The 19,077-nt window shown below is 72.1% G+C and carries 12 protein-coding genes; 9 read left to right on the top strand and 3 right to left on the bottom strand.

All coding sequences use genetic code 11. The features are described from left to right. The first annotated feature begins 25 nt into the window (after positions 1-25). The 7 genes from dapF to ACFWRO_RS21390 all read left to right on the top strand — a co-directional run bounded on the left by dapF (position 26) and on the right by ACFWRO_RS21390 (position 11,547). The gene (gene dapF, locus ACFWRO_RS21420; RefSeq protein WP_384512525.1) at positions 26-955 is read left to right on the top strand and encodes a diaminopimelate epimerase; all 930 of its coding nucleotides are present in this window, start codon (positions 26-28) and stop codon (positions 953-955) included. Further along, positions 952-2,064: a pyridoxal phosphate-dependent aminotransferase gene (locus ACFWRO_RS21415; RefSeq protein ID WP_384512523.1), complete on the top strand. Its 1,113-nt coding sequence runs from the start codon at positions 952-954 to the stop codon at positions 2,062-2,064. Before dapF ends, ACFWRO_RS21415 begins: the two co-directional genes overlap by 4 nt. Positions 2,065-2,312: 248 nt before the next feature. Further along, on the top strand, positions 2,313-5,486 hold the full coding sequence (locus tag ACFWRO_RS21410) for an amino acid adenylation domain-containing protein (protein WP_384512521.1): 3,174 nt from the start codon (positions 2,313-2,315) through the stop codon (positions 5,484-5,486). Next, positions 5,479-6,924 carry a serine hydroxymethyltransferase gene (gene glyA / locus ACFWRO_RS21405; protein ID WP_384512519.1) on the top strand — a complete coding sequence of 482 codons (1,446 nt, stop codon included), beginning with the start codon at positions 5,479-5,481 and terminating at the stop codon, positions 6,922-6,924. Before ACFWRO_RS21410 ends, glyA begins: the two co-directional genes overlap by 8 nt. Positions 6,925-6,941: 17 nt before the next feature. Continuing rightward, on the top strand, positions 6,942-9,410 hold the full coding sequence (locus ACFWRO_RS21400; RefSeq protein WP_384512517.1) for an amino acid adenylation domain-containing protein: 2,469 nt from the start codon (positions 6,942-6,944) through the stop codon (positions 9,408-9,410). Positions 9,411-9,415: 5 nt separating this feature from the next. Then, positions 9,416-10,231, top strand: a complete 816-nt coding sequence (locus ACFWRO_RS21395; RefSeq protein ID WP_384512515.1) for an alpha/beta fold hydrolase — start codon at positions 9,416-9,418, stop codon at positions 10,229-10,231. Then, positions 10,228-11,547 (top strand): MFS transporter, encoded by a 1,320-nt coding sequence (locus ACFWRO_RS21390; RefSeq protein ID WP_384512513.1) that lies wholly within the window; start codon positions 10,228-10,230, stop codon positions 11,545-11,547. The genes ACFWRO_RS21395 and ACFWRO_RS21390 overlap by 4 nt, the downstream gene beginning before the upstream one ends. Here the strand turns inward: ACFWRO_RS21390 and ACFWRO_RS21385 are convergent. From ACFWRO_RS21385 to ACFWRO_RS21375, 3 genes are all read right to left on the bottom strand, one after another. Then, positions 11,534-13,603, bottom strand: a complete 2,070-nt coding sequence (locus ACFWRO_RS21385; RefSeq protein ID WP_384512512.1) for a BTAD domain-containing putative transcriptional regulator — start codon at positions 13,601-13,603, stop codon at positions 11,534-11,536. The two genes, ACFWRO_RS21390 and ACFWRO_RS21385, sit on opposite strands and share 14 nt — an antisense overlap. A gap of 458 nt (positions 13,604-14,061) precedes the next feature. Beyond that, a complete protein-coding gene (locus tag ACFWRO_RS21380; protein WP_384512511.1) occupies positions 14,062-14,847 on the bottom strand; it encodes a response regulator in 786 nt (261 codons plus the stop codon). After that, a complete protein-coding gene (locus ACFWRO_RS21375; RefSeq protein WP_384512509.1) occupies positions 14,831-15,931 on the bottom strand; it encodes a sensor histidine kinase in 1,101 nt (366 codons plus the stop codon). The genes ACFWRO_RS21380 and ACFWRO_RS21375 overlap by 17 nt, the downstream gene beginning before the upstream one ends. Before the next feature lie 591 nt (positions 15,932-16,522). On the opposite strand from ACFWRO_RS21375, the gene ACFWRO_RS21370 reads away from it, so the two are divergent. Both ACFWRO_RS21370 and ACFWRO_RS21365 read left to right on the top strand, forming a co-directional pair. Beyond that, on the top strand, positions 16,523-17,158 hold the full coding sequence (locus ACFWRO_RS21370) for a MerR family transcriptional regulator (RefSeq protein ID WP_384512507.1): 636 nt from the start codon (positions 16,523-16,525) through the stop codon (positions 17,156-17,158). A 207-nt stretch (positions 17,159-17,365) separates the two neighbouring features. After that, entirely contained in the window at positions 17,366-18,931 is a 1,566-nt protein-coding gene (locus tag ACFWRO_RS21365) for a M28 family peptidase (RefSeq protein WP_384512505.1), read from the top strand. The last annotated feature ends 146 nt before the right edge of the window (positions 18,932-19,077 follow it).

Genomic DNA, 19,077 nt, shown 5'->3' with positions numbered 1-19,077 from the left:
GCCCAGCAGCCAAGGGAGATCATCCGTGATCGACTTCTACAAGTACCAGGCAGCAGGCAACGACTACGTCGTGATCGACCCCCGCCACACCGACATCCCCGTGACCCGTGAGGCGATCCGGCTGATCTGCGACCGGCACCTGGGGATCGGGGCGGACGGTGTCCTCCACGGGCCGCTGGAGCCGCCGAGACCCGGCGTCCCGGTGGTGCTCGACCTGTACAACTCCGACGGTTCCGACTGCGGCCGGAGCGGCAACGGGCTGCGGATGTTCGCGCTCCACCTCGCCGGCCAGGAGCCGGCGGCCTGGGCCGACGGGCGTGAGTTCACGATCCGTACCGGCGCCGGCGACTCCTCGGCGCGGGTCCTGGACCTGGCCGGGGGCCGCGTGGAGGTCGGCATGGGCCGCCCCAGCTTCGACGCCGCCGATCTGCCGCTGCTCCAGGAGGACGCGACGACCCCGTTCGACGGCCTGCCGGTGGGCGTGCCGTTGGCGGTGGAGGGCGAGAAGCTGACCGTCAGCTGTGTGTACAACGGCAACCCGCACACGGTGGTGCCGGTGGACGAGCCGACGGCGGAGCTGGCGCGCCGGCTCGGTCCGGCCATCGCCGGGCACGCACGGTTCCCGCGGCGCACCAACGTCCAGTTCATGCGGATGGTGAGCCGGTCGGTGATGGAGCTCGAGGTCTACGAGCGGGGCGCCGGGTACGTGACGGCGTCGGGCGCCAGTGCCTGCGCCGCGGTGTCCGTGGCCCGCGAACTCGGTCTGTGCGAGGCCCGGGTGGAGGTCAGGATGCCCGGGGGCGCGGTGGAGATCACCGTCGCCGAGGACGGCCGGGTCACCATGACCGGCGACGCCGAGCAGGTGGCCGCAGGCTCGTTCGCGCCCGCGCTGCGCGCACGGCTCGACCGGACGGCGCGGGAGACCTCGCCGGTGTCCACGGGGATCGCACGATGACCGTCTCCCCGTCGCGCTCGCGCGACTACCCCATCCAGCGCTGGGTGTTCGAGGACGCCGCCGGGCGCTTCGACATCGACCTGGGCGACAGCAACATGGTTCCGGGGCGCCTCGACGCCCTCTCGGTGCCGGCCGATCTGGAGCTGGACTACGGCCACGACCGGGGCGTCCGCCCGCTGCGCGAGGCGGTGGCCGGACTGTACGGCGGTGCGGCCGACTCCGTACTGATCACCCAGGGCGCGCAGCAGGCGCTGTACCTGGTGTACGCGGCGCTGCTCGAACCCGGCTCGCGGGTGATCGCCTTCCGGCCGGGGTGGCAGCAGTCCTGGGACGTGCCGCCCGAGCTGGGGTCCACGGTCGACCTCGTGGGCTTCCGCCCTGATCTCAGCTTCGACGTCGAGGCCGCCGAGGCTGTGGCCGGGCCTGACGTGCGACTGATCGTCGCCAACAGCCCGTGCAATCCGACCGGTCGGCGCATCGCGGAGAAGGACCTGCGCGCGCTGGTCGACCTGGCGGAGCGGACGGACGCCCATCTGCTCCTGGACGAGGAGTACGCGCTCGACCTCTCGTCCTCCGCGGCCGTGGGCTCGGACCGGGTGATCTCCGTGTCGAGCCTGTCGAAGGTGTACGGCTTCCCGGGTCTGCGGGTCGGCTGGCTCTACGGTCCGCCGGCCGTCGTGGAGCGCTGCGCGCGCCGCAAGTTCCTGTCCACCATCTCCAACTCGGTCCTGTGCGAGACGCTGGCCTGCGACGTCCTGGCGCACCGTACGGACCACCTGCGCTCCTACCACGAGCTCACCGGCCAAGGCCTCGACCTCGTACGGGAGTTCGCCCGGCGCAACGCGGACGCGGTGACGCTCGTGGAGCCGGAGGACACCCCGTTCGCCTGGCTCTGGCTCACCACAGGGGAGGAGCCGCTCACGATGTGCCGCCGCGCCCTTGAGCTGGGCGTGCTGCTGATGCCCGGCGAGACGCTCGGCGCAAGTGACGGCTTCCGGATCTGCTTCGCGCGCTCGCCCGAGGCCGTCGCGGAGGGGCTGAGCCGCGTGGAGCGGGTCCTCAGACCGCCCACTCCCCCGGCCGACTCGACCCCGGTACCCGGACGCTGACCCGCCGGGGCCCCGGCCCCCGACCCTGGGGGCCGCCGCCCCGGCCCGTCAGACCCCATCTCAAGCAGTCCCCGTCCCCAGGTACTCCCTGGGTACTCCCTTCGCGCCACCCCAGGACGATGCGCCGCCCGGGCGTCGGACCCGCGCCGCCCCGCCGCGCCCTGCCGTGCGTGCCGTAGTCCCTGCTGCCCCGCCCCTCGCTTCGCCCTGCCCTACTTCGCCATGCCCCGAAATGGAGTTCTGTGACGATGAGCAACCACACCGCCGAGTCGCGTATCCAACTGTCCTTCGGACAGGAGCAGTTGTGGTTCCTGGACCAGATGAGCCCCGGGGAGACCACGTACAACGTCCCGATCGCCTACCGGCTGCGCGGCCCGCTCGACACCGCCGCCCTCGAAGGCGCGCTCAACCTCCTTGTGAAGCGGCACGAGCAGCTCCGGGTGACCTTCCACGCGGCGGACGGTGTGCCGTACCAGGTCGTCTCGCCGGCCGAGGACCGGCCGCTGCCGCTGCGGGACCTCTCCGGGCTTGCGCCCGATGAGGCCGAGGAGGCCCTGCGCCAGGAGCTGCAGGTGGAGGCGGACACGCCGTTCGACCTGGCGGCGGGGCCGATCTCCCGGTTCCAGCTGTTCCGGCTCGCCGCGGACCACCACGTGCTCGGCCTCAGCTTCCACCACATCATCACCGACGGCTGGTCCGGCGGTGTGGTGAGCCGCGAGATCTCCCAGGCGTACGCCGACCTCGCGGCCGGCCGGGAGCCCTCGCTGCCCGAGCTCTCGATCGGCTACGGCGACCACATCAAGCGACAGCGCAAGCAGCGGGCCGACGGGGTCTGGGAGGAGGAGCTGAAGTTCTGGGAGGAGCGGCTGTCGGGCCTCGAGGCGCTCGAACTGCCCGCCGACCGGCTCCGCCCGGCCGACCCCACCCAGAACGGCGAGACCTTCGTGGTCGACTTCCCGGCCGAACTCCTCGCCAAGGCCCGGACGTTGGCGCACGAGCAGGGCGCGTCGCTCTACATGGTGGTGGCCGCCGCGCTGAACGTCGTACTGAGCCGCTACAGCGGGCAGGACGACATCGCGCTCGGCGTGCCCATGCTCGGCCGCACGGACCCCGAACTCGAGGACGTCGTCGGCCTGTTCATCAACATGACCGTGCTGCGCTGCGACCTGTCCGGCGGGGTCACCTTCGCCGAGCTCCTGGAGCGCATCGCCGATGCCAACCTCGACATGTACGACAACCAGGACGTGCCGTTCGACCACGTCGTGGACCGGGTGCAGACGACCCGCGACGCGGGGCGCAATCCGCTCTTCCAGATCGCCTGCCAGCTCCTCGGCGAGGCGGCCACCGGCGACGCCCTGGAGCTGACGGGCCTGACGTCCGAGTCGATCACGCTGGCGACCTCCCGCTCGCGCTTCGACCTCTCCTTCAGCTTCGTCGAGGGCGCCGAACGGCTGCGTCTGATCGTCGAGTTCGCCACCGACCTGTACGACCGCTGGCGCGTCGAGGCCATGATCGGCCACTTCCGGACCGTGCTCGACGCGGCCGCGAGCGCCCCCGAGACCCCGGTCTCGGCGCTGCCGCTGCTCTCCGCTGAGGAGCGGAGCGAGCTGCTCGACGTGGGGCGCGGCGCGGACTTCGACTACCCGACGGAGCCGGTGCACGCGACGATCGCCCGGATCGCGAAGGAGAACCCGGAGCTGGTCGCGCTGGTCTGCCGGGGCGTGGAGATGACGTACGGCGAGCTGATGCGCCGGGCCGGCAAGCTCGCCCGGTACATCCGCTCCCGTGGCGTGCGGCAGGAGGAGGTCGTCGCCATCGCGATGGACCGCGACCTGGACGCCCTGGTGGCGATCCTGGGTGTCATGGTGTCCGGCGCGGCGTACACGATCATCGACCCGTCGCACCCGAACGCCCGCCTGGACCACATGCTCCGGGACACCAAGAGCCCGCTGGTGATCACGCGGGCGGGCTCCCTGGGCGACCTGCCGGACTCGTGCGGCTGGGAGAGCGTCCTCATCGACGCCGACTGGGCGGGCATCGAGGCGCTGCCGGACGACGAGCCGCTGGAGGAGTGGGCCGAGCCGGCCTCCCTGGTGTACATCCTCTACACCTCGGGCTCGACCGGGCGCCCGAAGGGCGTGATGATCGAGCAGCGCGGCCTGCGCTGGTTCATCGAGGCGTACCGGCGCACCTTCGGCGAGTGGACGCACGAGGACCGGCTGCTGCAACTGCCCGCGCTGACCTTCGACATGTCCCAGGGCGAGATCTTCGCCGGCCTGATCAGCGGCTCGGCCCTGGTCCTGGTGGCGCCGGAGGACGCCTCGTCCCCCGAGGCGCTCGGCGGTCTGATGCGCGACCAGCGGGTGACGTACGCGGGTCTGTCGCCGGCGATCCTCTCCGTGGTCGAGGCGGGTCCCTACCCGGATCTGAAGTACATCATGGGCGGCGCGGAGGCCCTGCCGGCCGAGCTGGTCAACAAGTGGAACCTGCCGGGCCGGAAGTTCGTGAACCTCTACGGCCCCACCGAGGCATCGGTGGCCACGACCGAGTACCTCTGCGAGCACAAGGAGTGGCAGTCCTCGCCGCCCATCGGCCGGCCGGAGTTCAGCCGCCTGCACTACGTCGTCGACAAGGAGTTCAACCTGGTGCCGGTCGGTGTCCCGGGCGAGCTGCTGATCGGCGGTGACGAGGGCCTGGCGCGCGGCTACCTCAACCTGCCGGAGATGACGGACGAGAAGTTCGTGCCCGACCCGTTCCTGGGCGAGGGCCGCGTCTACCGCACCGGTGACCTGGTGCGCTGGACCCGTGATCTGCAGATCGACTTCATCGGGCGGCTCGACAACCAGGTGAAGCTGCGCGGGCTGCGGATCGAGCTCGGTGAGATCGAGTCCGGTCTGCTGACGCACCCGAAGGTCCGGATGGCGCTGGTCCTGCTGCGCGAGGACTACGGGGAGAAGCAGCTCGTCGCGTACTACACGGTCCTCGGCGACAGCGCGCCGACGGTGGCCGAGCTCCGTGAGCACCTGGGCCGCACCATGCCGGAGTACATGGTGCCGACGGCCTGGGTGGAGCTGACCGAGTTCCCGCTGACCGCGGCGCGCAAGATCGACCGCGCCAAGCTGCCCGCCCCGGTCTCCGGTTCGGGCGACGGTACGGCGAGCTTCGTCGCCCCGGTGACCGCGACCGAGGAGAAGGTCGCCGAGGTGTTCAGTGCCGTCCTGGCGGCGCAGCAGATCAGCGCCGAGGGCAACTTCTTCGAGCTGGGCGGCAACTCGCTCCAGGCGATGCGGGTGGTGAGCCGGCTCAACAAGCACTTCGGGGTCAAGGTCAACGTCCGTCTGCTGTACGGCGGTGCCTCTGTCGCCACGGTCGCCGGTGCCATCGACGCGCTGGTGGAGGCCAAGGCGGGTTCGCGTGCCTGAGGCCCCAGGGACGGCGCTCCCGCCCCCGCGACCGCCGGTGACGGGCGCCCTGCCCGGCTCCGCGCAGGACCTGCTGCTGCGTCAGGGCGCGGAGCTGCTCAGCGGCTCCGACCCCGAGCTGGCCCTGCTCCTCGACCGTGAGGTGGAGGAACAGGCCATGACCCTGGCGATGGTGGCCTCCGCCAGCGCCGCGAACCCGGCCGTCCTGGCCACGGGCGGGGCCGCCCTGTCGAACGTGACGGCGGAGGGCTACCCGGGGGCCCGCTACCACCCCGGCGCGGCGCGGTTCGACGGCGTGGAGCGGCTGGCCGTGTCGCGGGCCCGGCAGGCCTTCGGCGCCCAGTACGCCAATGTGCAGCCGCACTCGTGCTCCTCGGCCAACCAGGCCGTCCTGGCGGCGCTGCTGCCGCCGGGCGGCGCCCTGCTCGCCCTCGACCTGGACTCCGGCGGCCACCTCACGCACGGCTCGGCCGCCTCGGTGACCGGTCACCACTACCGGGCCGTGCACTACGGCCTGGACTACAAGGGGTTCATCGACTACGAGCAGGTGGCCGAGCTGGCGCTCGCCCACCGTCCCCAGGTGCTCATCGCGGGGGCAAGCGCCTATCCGCGGACCCTGGACTTCGCCCGGTTCCGGGCGATCGCGGACTCCGTCGGGGCGTACCTGGTGGCGGACATCTCGCACATCGCGGGTCTGGTGGCGGCCGGGGAGCACCCCAGCCCCATCGACCTGGCGCACGTCACCACGACCAGCACCTACAAGCAGCTGGGCGGGCCGCGGGGCGGGCTGATCCTGATCGGCGCGGAGCACCGTACGGCAGGTCCCGACGCCCGCCGCACCCCGCTGGCCCGGCTGATGCAGCGGGCGGTCTTCCCGCAGTCGCAGGGCACGCCGAGTCCGGCGGGGATCGCGGCCAAGGCGCACGCGCTCAAGCTCGTCACGGAGCCGGCGTTCCGGGAGACCATGCGGCTCGTCCGGGACGACGCGGCGGCGCTCGCCGACGCCCTGGACGAGTACGGCTACCGGGTCCTGACCGGCGGCACGGAGAACCACATGGTGCTGCTCGACATCTTCGAACGGGGCGTCACCGGGGTGGTCGCGGAACGTGCCCTGGAGGAGTGCGGGATCCTCACCAACCGCAACCGCATCCCCAAGGACACCAAGGCCCCGCTGGTCGCCAGCGGGCTGCGGCTCGGCACGAACGTGCTGGCGCAGCGGGGCATGGGGCCCGACGAGATGCGGACCTGCGCCCGGCTGCTGCACGAGGTGCTCGGCGCCACGACCGTGCTGAGCGACACCGAGTTCCGCACGGACCCCGAGGTGCGGGACCGGGTCAAGGCCGAGGTGGCCGCCCTGTGCCGCACCCACCCCCTGCCCTTCGGCGCCGGCCTCCCCCCGGCCGGCGCCGCCGACCGCGAGCCAGGTGAGAGGTCTTGAGCCGGAACCCCGCCCCCGTGACGTCTGCCCCGTCGTCCTCCGTGACGACTCCCGTACCGGCGCCCTCACCGGCGCCCGTACGGGCCCCGGCGCCGCCCGCGCTGCTCCCGGCCGACCGGCCGCGCATGTCCGGAGCCACTCCGGAACGCACCGCCTCCACCCGGGTGCGGCTCGGTCCCTCGGCCCGTACCGCCCCGGAAGAGGTGCTCCTCGCCGGCTTCACGGCGCTGGTCCAGCGCTGGAGCGGCCAGTCCGCCTTCGGTCTCGTCGTCCGCACGCCCGGTGCCGGTCCGGTCCGCCTGGAGCGGACCGTCACCGGGACGGAGACGCTGACCGTGCTGGCGGCCGCCGAATCGGTCGACACCGACCGGCGAGATTCAGCCGAACGGACGCCGGGCCAGGACGAGTTCGAGCTCGTTCTGCACGCGCCGGGCACGGCCGACGACGGCCTGCCGAGCGCGGAGCTGCGGTACGCCCCCGAGCTCTTCGACCGGGAGACCGTGCTCCGGTTCCTCGCCTCCTACGTCACGCTCCTGGAGGACGGGCTGAGCGATCCGGACCGGCCGGTGGCGCGGCTGCGGCTGCTGCCGGACGAGGAACTGCGCCGGATGCTCGTCGACTGGAACGACACGGCGACGGAGCTGCCGCACGAGGTGTGCCTGCACACCGCGTTCGAGGAGCGCGCCGCCGGGGCACCCGACGCCCTGGCCCTGATCGGGCCGGAGCGGACGTGGACGTACCGCGAGGTGAACGAGGCGGCCAACCGGCTCGCCCACCATCTGCGGAAGCTCGGTGTCGGCCCGGACGGGCGGGTCGGCATCTGTCTGAACCGCTCCGCCGAACTGCTCGTCGCCGTCCTGGGCGTGCTCAAGGCGGGCGGGGCCTATGTGCCGCTCGACCCCGACTACCCGCGGCAGCGGCTCGCCACCATGGTGGCCGGCACGGCCTGCGCGGTGGTCGTCAGCCGTAGCGGACCGGCCGACAGCCTCCCGTCGACGGACGACGGCGAGAGCGTCGGCGACGGCGACGGCCCTGGCACGCCCGTGCTGCTCCTCGACCGGGACGAGGCGATCCTCGCCGCGTACCCGGCGCACAACCCCGAGGGCGGCGCCACGCCCGACGATCTCGCGTACATCATCCACACCTCGGGTTCCACCGGCGCGCCCAAGCCGATCGCGCTGCGCCACCGCGGGGTGATGAACAACGTCGCGGACCTCAACGCCCGCTTCGGCGTGGGCCCCGGCGACCGGGTCCTCGCCCTGTCCTCGCCGAGCTTCGACATGTCGGTGTACGAGTTCCTCGGGCTTACCACGGCGGGCGGCACCGTCGTCCTGACCGAGCCGGAACGCGCCAAGGACCCCGAGCACTGGGCCGAGTTGCTCGCGGCGCACCGGGTCACCGTCTGGAACTCGGCGCCCGCGCTCCTGGACATGGTCGTCGAGCACCTCGAATCGACCGGCGCGGCCGCCCTCCCCGACCTGCGGCTCGCGCTGCTCGGCGGCGACTGGATCCCCGTGTCGCTGCCCGACCGGTCCCGGGCGGCGGCTCCCTCGCTGCGCTTCGTGGCGCTCGGCGGGGCCACGGAGGCCTCGATCCACTCCACGATCTACGAGGTCGTGAAGACCGACGCGCGCTGGACGAGCATCCCGTACGGGCGCCCGATGGCGAACCAGCGTACGTACATCCTCGACGAGGAGCTCCAGCCCGTGCCGCCCGGTGTGCCCGGGGAGCTCCATCTGGCGGGCATCGGGCTCGCCCGGGAGTACCTCGGCCGGCCGGAGCAGACGGCGGAGCGGTTCTTCACCTGGTCCCACGGCGAGGTGTCGGACGAGCGGCTCTACCGCACCGGCGATGTGGCCCGGTTCGGCCCCGACGGTCTGATCGAGCTGCTCGGCCGGGCGGACTTCCAGGTCAAGCTGCGCGGTCTGAGGATCGAACTGGGCGAGATCGAGGCCGTGTTCCGCGCCCACGACTCCGTCCGGGAGGCGGTCGTCACCGCGCATCCCGACGGCGCGGGCGACCGGCGGCTCGTCGCCTACCTCGTCCCCGAGGCGGGCCGGACCGTGGATCTGGCGGACGTCGGCGAGCACGCGGCCCGGTCGCTGCCCGGGTTCATGGTGCCGAGCACCGTCCTCGTCCTGGCCGAGCTGCCCCTGACACCCAACGGCAAGGTGGACCGCAAGGCCCTGCCCGAACCGCCCGAGCCGCTCGGCGAGCCGCCGGCCCACTACAGCCCGCCGGCCACGGAGACCGAGCGGACGGTGGCCGAGATCTTCGCGGCCGTCCTCGGCACCGCCCGGATCGGCGCGGACAGCGGCTTCTTCGCCGTCGGCGGCAACTCACTTCAGGCCATGCGGGCCGTCACCCGCTTGAACAAGCACTTCGGGATCCGGGTGAATGTCCGTCTGCTGTACGGCGGTACCACCGTCAGCGGTATCGCCGCCGTCATCGACGAGCGGCTCTCACCCCCTTCGAACGGAGCGTAGGCACCGTGACAGCAACCTCCGGCGGCAGCCTCGTCCCGCTCCGGGACGAGGGCGGCCTGACCCCGCTCCACTGCGTCCATCCGGTCTCCGGCTCGCCCTACTGCTACTCGGCGATGGCGCACCGACTCCCCGCCGGGCGGCCGGTGTTCGGCTTCGAGGCCCCGGGCTTCGACGGGTCCTCCGAGCCGGCGCAGTCCATCACGGAGCTGGCCGAGCTGCACACGGCCTCGCTCCTGGCGGCCCGTCCGCACGGCCCGTACCAGCTGCTCGGCTGGTCGCTCGGCGGGGTCGTCGCCTACGAGATGGCACGACTCCTCGCCGCCCGCGGCGAGGAGGTCCCACTCGTCGTCATCGTCGACGCGGCGCTGCCGGGCACACAGAAGGTGCTGCCCGACGACGCGTTGGCCCGGCACTTCCTGTACGACTTCCTCGGCGTGACCCCGGAGCGGGCGCCGGGGATCGACAAGGCGCTCGTGGGCATGGCGCCGGGGGCGGAACCGGCCGAGATCTTCGCGGCGGCGGAGCAACACGGCGCCGTACCGGAGGAGTTCGACGCGGAGTTCCTGCTGGAGCGGTACGCCCTCTTCCGCACCGGTGTCCTCGCCCTGCGCCGCCACCAGTTCGACACGATGCACCCGGGCTCCGCGATCCTGATCAAGGCCGAGGAGTCGGTGGACGGGCTCCTGGACTGGGAACCGTACGTCGAGCGGCTCACGGTGCACACGGCGCCGGGCGACCACCACTCCGTGTGGCAGGGCCCGGGGCTCGACGCCATCACCGGCATCGTCGACGCAGCCCTACGAGAGGCGACTCCCGCATGACGGAGCACGGCACGTCCACCGCTTCGGCCTCCCCGGCCGAGGCGGAGGACCCTCCGCGGTCGCTCTGGCGCGACAGGGACTTCATGGTGTTCTGGACGGGCGAGGCGCTCTCCCTGTACGGCACCCAGATCACCCATCTCGCGCTGCCGCTGACCGCCGTCCTGGTCTTCGAGGTGGGCGCCGGGGAGCTGGGCATGCTCCGCTTCGCCCAGCTGGTGCCCTTCCTCGGGCTCGCCCTGCTCTTCGGGGTGTGGGTGGACCGGCGGCGGAAGCGGCCGGTAATGCTGGGCGCCAACCTGGTCCGGATGGTGCTGATCGGCATGGTCCCGGTCCTGTACGAGCTGGACCTGCTGACGCTCCCGGCGCTGTACGCGCTGGCGCTCGGGATCGGGATCGCGACGGTCCTCTTCGACGTCAGCTGGATGTCGTACGTCCCGGTGCTCGTGAAGGACCGGCGCAGCCTCCTCGAGGCCAACACCAAGCTGAACGCCACCTACTCGTCGGCGGACATCGCCGGTCCCGGTCTGGCGGGCACGCTGGTGAGCGCGTTCTCCGCGCCGTTCGCGATGACCGCCAACGCCTTCTCCTACGCCCTTTCGGTGGTGTCGCTGCTCCTCATCAGGACGCCCGAGCCGGCCCCGGAGGTCCCGGAGGAGAAGCGGCGGCTGCGCGCCGAGCTCGCCGAGGGGCTGCGCTGGGTGTTCGGCAACCGCTGGCTGCGGGCCATGGGCCTGGTCGGCTGCGCCTGCAACTTCCTGCTCACTATGGTGCAGTCGCTGTTCCTGCTGTACGCCGTGCGCGACCAGGAGCTGTCGGCCGCCGCGGTCGGTTTCGTCATGGGCGCGGCCGCCGTGGGCGGTCTGCTGGGCGCGCTGGTGTCGGGCGCGGTCGTGCGCCGGCTCTCGGTGGGCACCGCCTACCGTCTCTCGGTCTCGATCATCTTCCTCGGGCCGCTGCTCATCCCGGCGGCGGGCGGTCCGCGCTGGCTGCTCGTGGGCCTGTTCGTGGCCTCCTTCTTCATCGAGTACATGGGCGCGAGCGTCTCGAACGTGCTCATCGTGAGCCTGCGTCAGACCATCACCCCGCAGCACCTGATGGGACGGATGACGGCCGCGATGCGGATGCTCCTGTACGGCGGCGGGGCGCTGGGCGGACCCGTCGGCGGTCTCCTCGCGGCGCTCGCCGGCCTGCACGGCGCCCTGTGGATCGCGGGCCTGCTGTCGATCGCGATGCTGGTCCCGATCTTTCTGTCCCCGGTCGGCCGGCTGCGCGAGATGCCGACCGGACCGGAGGACGCCTCGCTCAGCGCGCGGTGAGGTCGGTGGGCCGCACGGGGTCTTCCCACTGCCGGAACGCTGCCCTCCGCAGGACGGCGGCCCGGCGCAGGACGACCGCGTACGCCTCGCCCGGGTCCGTGGCCGGCGCGGGCTCGGGGGCTGCGTCGGGGTACGGGGCGGTCGCCCGTGGTGGGTCCTGGTGCGGGGGCGTGTCGCCCAGGCGGGCCAGGGCCGCCCGCCGGCTCAGCATGGGCTCGCGCTCGGCGCACTCCGCCGCGTAGATCCCGAGGAGGTCGTGCATCCGGAACAGGGGTCCGTGCTCCTCCAGGAAGTGGTGGGCGACCAGCACGTCGATGAGCCGCCGGGCGGTGGCGCGGTCGGTGTCCGCGAGCCGCGCGGCGACGGGGACCGTGATCGGCCCGTCCTTGCGCAGGCCCAGGAAGCGGAACATCCGGGCCGCCTCATGGGGCAGTGCCTGGTACGAGGTCTCGAAGGCGTCGCGGACGCTGGCGAGGGCGTCGTCGCCGACGGTGAGCCGGTCGAGCCGGCCGCTCTCCGTCGTGTACTGCTCCACCAGCGTCCCGAGCGGAACACCGGGGTTCGCGAGGAGCCCCTCGGCGGTGATGCGCAGGGCCAGCGGCAGCCCGCCGCAGAGGGCCGCGAGCCGCCGGGCGGCCTCCGGGTGGCCCGAGAGCCGTCCGCCGGAGAGGGTGGTGAGCAGCTGGGCCGCCTCGTCGACGGCCAGCGGACGTACGGTGAGCGTGCGCGCCCCGTCCCGGGCGGCGAGGCCGGCGAAGCGCTGCCGGCTGGTGGCCACGACGCAGGACGCGCCGCGCGGTAACAGCGGCCGCAGCTGGTCCACGCTGAGCGCGTCGTCGAGGACCACCAGCATCTTCCGGCCGTACAGCAGGCTGCGGAAGAGGGTGGCGCGGCCGGCCGGGTCGCGCGGGATCCGGTTGCTGTCGGCGCCGAGGCTGGTGAGCAGGTGCAGCAGCGCGTCCGAGGCGCTCAGTGGTCTGCCGCGCAGCCCGTTGCCGCAGAGGTCCACGTAGAGCTGGCCGTCCGGGAAGCGGTGGGCGAGCCGATGGGCCAGTTCGAGCACGAGGGCCGACTTGCCGACCCCGGCGGGGCCGTCGACGACGATGACCGGGGTGCTCCGCTGGGCGGGCTCGTCGTCGAGGAGGCTCTCCAGGTGCGCGAGTTCGGTGTCACGTCCGGTGAAGCCGCGTGCCACCGGCGGGAGTTGGGCCGGTACGGGAACGGCGGTGGCGCCGTGTCCCGGTCGGCCCCCGGGGGTGATGCTCCCGCCGGGGAGCCGTAACTCCCGCTGTCCGGCGAGGATCCAGCGGTGCACGTCCTGGAGTTCGGCGCCGGGCTCGATGCCCAGTTCGCGGCGGAGCAGCTGCCGGGTCTCGGCGTACACGGCGAGGGCGTGCGCCTGGCGGCCGGCGTGGTAGAGCGCCAGCATCAGCAGCAGCCGGACCTTCTCGCGCAGCGGCTCCTCGACGGCCGCGCGCGACAGCGTGTCGACCGCCTCGGCGCACCCGCCGGTCGCCAGCATGACGGAGGCCCACTCCTCGACGGCGGTCAGCCTGAGGTCCCGCAGCCGGACGCCCTCGGTCGCGGCGAACGGCCCGGGAACCCCGGCGTACGCCTCGCCCCGCCAGAGCGCGAGGGCGTCCTCGTAGAGCCGTAACGTCGTCTCCGCGCTGCCGCCCTCGCGGGACCTGCGGGCGTGGCCATGGCGCTCGACGAAGAGGGTGGCGTCCACGTCGGCCGGGTCGAGCCGCAGGCAGTATCCGCCGGGTTCGGAGGACAGCACCGCGCTGACGGCCCTGCTGCCGCGCCCCGGTTCGAGGGCCCGGCGCAGCCGTGCGACATAGGTGTGGACGCCGTTGGCCGCCGACTGCGGGGTCTCGCTGCCCCAGAGGGCGCTGGTGATGGCCTCCCCGCTCACCACCTCGCCCGCCCGGCTGGCGAGCAGGCTCAGGACCGCGCGCTGTTTCGGCGAGCCGAGCGCGACCTCCTCACCGTGCCGCCAGGCGCGTATCGGTCCAAGAAGCTGGATGCGAAGAGTTGCCCCCGTGCAAGTCATGATCCCGTTCACCCCTCAGGGTCGCGTGCTGTTCATGCCGGTCCCCGGTGGTGGCCGTTCGGGCCCCGGGCTTCGCGAAGGCGGCGAGTTGCGCCACACGTCGCGCGTTCATGAAGAGCCGGTGCGTCCGCCTACGGCGGGCCCGGCGGGCGGGCGGAACCCCGCCGAAGGCTCAGGCCGCGCCCGAGTGGCTCCGGCGCGGGGCCTGCCGGCCGCTGCTGTGACAACACGAGGAAACAGCCGTACGCCCCGGGATATACCGGGCCGTCCCGCTCGCGGACCGGTGGTGGCGGTCGCATTCGCGGTTCCTGTGAGTCTCGCAAGGCGTCACTGGCGGCATGGCCGCGAATCTAATCCGGTCACCTGAGCGACACCAGGCCCTTCAGGGAGCATCGGGCATGCTCCGAAAGGCGTACGACGCCACTCCCGGCCCACTGGCGCCCCGCCGCCCCACGCGTTCAGACGACACGGCGGAACGCCAACTCCGCGAAGGGGGTCGGCCGTTGCACCGCAGGCTGGCGCGGCGCTGGCTGGCGTGGCGCGGGCTGGCGCGGCGCGGGCTGTTTGGCCTTGGCGGCCGGATCGATCAGGCGGGCCTCCACGGCCTTGTTGACCGCCCCGATGCGCGAGGCCGCGCCGAGTTTCTCGAAGATGTTCCTCAGGTGCCGCTTCACGGTCGCCTCCGTGATGCCCAGTTCGTTCGCTATCTGACGGTTGCTCAGCGCGCCGGCGACCTGGGTGAGGACCTCGCGTTCGCGCGGCGAGAGGGAGGACCCGGCCGGGCTGAAGGCGGCGCCGGGCGTGGCGCTGCAGGGGAGCACGATCATGACCTGCGGGTCGTGGGCCGTGACGCCCCTGATGGCGGAGAGCAGCGAGGCGCGCGGGGCGCTCTTGTGGAGATAGCCGTGGGCACCGCGGGCCAGCAGCTCCTGCACGAGCGGGAGGTGGTCGTGCATCGACAGCATCAGCACCCGTAGCCGGGGGAAGCGCGCGGTCAACTCGCTGACCACGGTGGGTGCGTGGTGCCGGGGCATCTCGACATCGAGCAGCACGACGTGCGCTCCGGTGGACGCCACCAGGTCGCCGAGGCCGACGGAGGTGTCGGCCTCGGCCACGACGCGCAGGTCGTCCTCCGCGTTGAGCAGCTGACAGAGGGCGTCGCGCAGGAGCGAGTGGTCGTCGACCGCGACGATGCGGATCGGCTCGCCCGTCCGCGGGATCCGCTGGTCATCCGGCGTCCGCATGCCACTCCTCACCGATCGGCACCGAGAACGCGAGGGTCGTGCCGAGCCCTGGAGCGCTCCGGATCTCCATGCCGCCGCCGAGCAGCCGGATCCGTTCCGCCACGGAGGCGAGGCCGTTGCCGAACTCCCGCTCCGGGGGGAGACCGACTCCGTCGTCACTGACGCAGGCCCGTAATCGGCGTACGCCCGCGGCCAGTTCCTGGTCGCCGCGCACCTCGACGGTGACGCGGGAGGCGTGGGCGTGTGCGAGGGCGTTGCGCAGGCCTTCGCGCAGGACCAGGAAGAGCTGCTCGCCGACGGTGTCGGGCAGCGGGTCGTCGACGTCCTCGACCCGGATCTCGACGACGGGCCGGTCGATCGCCATGGCGGTGACGAAGGCGGAGAGCGCCACGCCCAGGGAGCCGGCGGAGTGCGCTCCTGTGCGCAGTTCGGTCACGATGTCCCGGGCGCTCTGCATGGTCTCCAGGATCGCCTGCTTGAGGGCGTCGAGCCGAGGGTCCGTCACCGACGAGATGTTCTGGGTGAGTTCGTAGAGTTCCAGCTGGCGCAGCGCCAGGCCGGCCGCGCTGCCGACGCGGTCGTGGATCTCCCTGGCCATCGCGTCGCGGCTCGCTCGGGTCGAGTCCCGTACGACGTCGAGCAGGTGGAGATCGTCTCCGCCCGCGGCCTCCTCCAGCGCGTGGGCGACGGCGGCCTGGACCCGCGCCAGGAACCGGGTCCGGTCGGCCGGATCGCCGGGCGGCTCGGGCTTGGTCCGTTCCAGGAACTCCGCCACGAGCTGGACCAGCAGGGCCCCCGCCCGTACGGCGTGGAGAGGTACCGTCCCCCGCGCCGGCCGCTCCTCCTCGGGCGCCGCGGTCGCGCTCCCCGACGCGTCGCGGCATTCCGACAGTATTCTGCGCGCCTGGTCACGGCAGGATTCCCAGGATTCCGCATGGGTCCCCAGCGGATTGCGTTGATCGATGAGTCTGCTGCGATAGGCGTCGAGCAACTCGGGCTCGCAGGCGATTAATTCCGCGATCAGCCCCGCGTCCTCGCCACACGAGGCCTGCCCCGACATTCCCCGCGCCGTCGTGTCGGACAACGCCTCCCCCCTCCCCTTTACCCGTCCCCCTCCACCGCTCCCCCGTCCCCAGACGGTGCAAAACGGAGAGAAATACCGGAGATCGTCATGATCATGCCGTACCACCTAAAGGACGTCAAGTGTCCCGCTTGCGGAATCCACGCCTCCCCGCCCCATTGACCGGACGCAAATCCGACGAAAGAGTTCGGACGGCCACGAACGTCCGGCATATCCACTTCCCGCCGGTGCCAAGGGGTGCCGAACGAGAACCGAGGGAGGGGCGAACACCCGCCGAACAGCACGACGGGAGCCCTGCGGCCGGGCGGAAGATCGCCCGCCCGACCGGTTTCTGGTTTACCGCTGAACGGCATTTTCCGGCCGAGCGGGAGGAACGCCAGCGGGTCGGACCGCGCCACGCCGGAAGGCCTGTATAGAGAGCCCAACCACCCGGGAGACACCGGCGACTTCCCCTTTGAGCCAAATCCCCCGAGCGCCGGTCAGCGATGCCTTGTGTCGCCGCATTCCCGCGCCATAGGGTCACCGCGGCCTCGAATTAGATTGCCGGGCCGCCGACCACGCCCGCGCCAACTCCTTCCCGAAAGCCGGTGGATTATGTCGCAGCTCGCCGCTCTGAGTCGCCGTACCAAAGTCCCCGTCGGTACCCTGCGGTCGTATCAGGACCTGGATCTCCTGCCGACCGTTCCGGAATACGATGAATCCCATGTACGGAGGGTTGCACTGGTAAAGGCTCTGCTGAATATCGGCGGACTTCCCCATGCCGAGGTGCGCCGGCTCGTCCGTCATGTGGAGGAGGACCGACCACCGGCGAACGAACTCCTCCGCCTCACCCAGCACGCCTTACCGACACCCGGTTCCCCGTCGCCCGATCAGGAGTGGGAGTGGGCTCAGGCCAGGGTGTCCGGCCTGGTCCGGGGCTGGGGCTGGCAGGTGGGCCCGGACAACCCGGCCTGGCAGACGCTCTGTCAGGTGGCCATCGCCTGCAAGTCGCTCGATCACCAGGACATTCCGCGGCTGTTTCCCGCGTATGCCGAGAACCTGGAGCGGATTGCCCGGCTTGAGATGCAAATCCTCAGCGAACAGGACGACCCGGAAAGTGCCGTGACGCGCCTTGTGACGGTCACCGCGCTGGGCGACGTCGCCCTCTCCGCGATGCGCCGACTCGCCCACGAGCATTTCCTGTCCTCGGCCGCGAGCGGGGCGGACCACGCGGCAGCTCGCACGGACTGACCGGGCGGAGCGCGACGCCGCCGGCCGTCACACCGTCGCCCGACACCTCACGCACACCAGTGCGGACGCGGAGCCTCCGCCCACGCATCCTCCACATATTGTCTACAACTGTGCGTGAATTGCCGTGAGTTATGGCACATCTGTTCACAGAACCCCCCAGAGATCGCTAGCTTCCCCTCAACCTCGTTCGCACCGGGAAGGACCTCTGTGAACGCATCACCTCGCAGAGCCGTGGCCACCCTGGCCGCAGCTGCTCTCGCGACCCCGCTCCTGCTCGTCTCCGCCTCCCCCGCCTCCTCGCAGCAGGACAGGCCGGGCAAGGACGCCGCCAAGCTCGCCCAGGCGCTCGTCCGGGAGGCGTCCGCGCAGGACGCCTTACGGCATCTGGAGAAGTTTCAGGCCATCGCCGACTCGGCCGGCGGCCACCGCGTGGCCGGCTCGCTGGGCCACGACGCGTCTGCCGCCTACGTCTACACGCAGCTGAAGAAGGCCGGGTACAACGTCTCGTACCAGCGGTTCGACTTCGTCTACACGCAGACGCTCGCCGAGAAGCTCTCCGCCGTCACCCCTGCGCCGTACGACATCGAGATCAGGGCCCTGACGTACACGAAGTCGACGCCGGTCGGCGGTGTACGGGCCGACGTCGCCGCCGTCCCGGTCGACGCCGACGGCACCACCGGCTGCGAGCCCGGCGACTACGCCGGCGGCGCCTACGCCGGGAAGATCGCCCTGATCAAGCGCGGTGGCTGCGCCTTCGCCGTCAAGCAGCAGCAGGCCGCCGCCGCGGGTGCGATCGGCGCCCTCATCTACAACAACATCGACGCCGGGTACGGCCCGCTCTCGGGCACGCTCGGCGACCCGTCCGCCGCCGTGATCCCCACCGGCGGGATCAGCAAGGCCGCGGGCGAGAAGCTGGCCGCCGACCTCGCCCAGGGGCCCGTGAACCTCTCCTTCGAGATCCGCCAGCTCCAGGAGAAGCGTTCCACCAACAACGTCGTCGCCGAGACCAAGGGCGGTAACGCAGCCGAAACGGTGATGCTCGGCGCCTCGCTCGACTCGGTCCTCGCGGGCCCCGGCATCAACGACAACGGCTCCGGCTCGGCCGGCCTGCTCGACGTCGCGCTGAAGCTGGCCAAGAAGGAGAAGAGCCCCCGCAACAAGGTGCGGTTCGCCTGGTGGTCGGCGGCCGAGAGCGGCCTGGTCGGCTCGCACCACTACGTCGCGAACCTCACGCCGCTCGACAAGCGGGAGATCAAGCTCTACCTCAACTTCGAGCTGATCGCCTCGACCAACCACGGCCTGTTCGTCTACGACGGCGACAACTCCGACGGCGCCAACGGGCAGTCCGCACCGGCCGGTTCGGACCGGCTGGAGCGCGACATCACCGCGTTCCTCGGCAAGCGGGGCCTGCCGCACGCGGGCACGCCGTTCGTCGCCCGCTTCGACTACGGCCCGTTCGTCGACGCGGGCATACCCTCCGGCGGCACGTTCGCGGGCGCGGAGGCGCTCAAGACGGCCGCCGAGGCGGAGAAGTTCGGCGGTACGGCGGGGGTGATGTTCGACCCGAACTACCACGGGGCGGGCGACACGATCAGGAACATCAGCCTGACCGCGTTCGACACCCACATCGACGTCATCGCCAACGCGGTCGGCACGTACGCGCACGACCTCAGCTCCCTGCGGCAGCCGACGGGCGCGGCGCGCGCGGACGCGGACAGCGGCGCGGCAGCGGCGGCCCCGCGCGAGGGACGCCCCTACGGCGTGACCGAGTAGGAGTCCGGCACCCTTCCGCAGCCCCGGTGCCGGGCCCGTCGCGCATGACGGGCCCGGCACCGGGGCACGGGCTCCCCCGGCACACAAGCCACCGTACGGGGAACGGCCCCCGCACGAGCCCCCCGCGCCCGCCCGGCACCAAGCCG

Origin of the sequence: Streptomyces sp. NPDC058579, assembly GCF_042718575.1 — a bacterium.
Taxonomy (GTDB): Bacteria; Actinomycetota; Actinomycetes; order Streptomycetales; family Streptomycetaceae; genus Streptomyces.
This window is presented reverse-complemented; position numbering and strand designations above follow the sequence as displayed.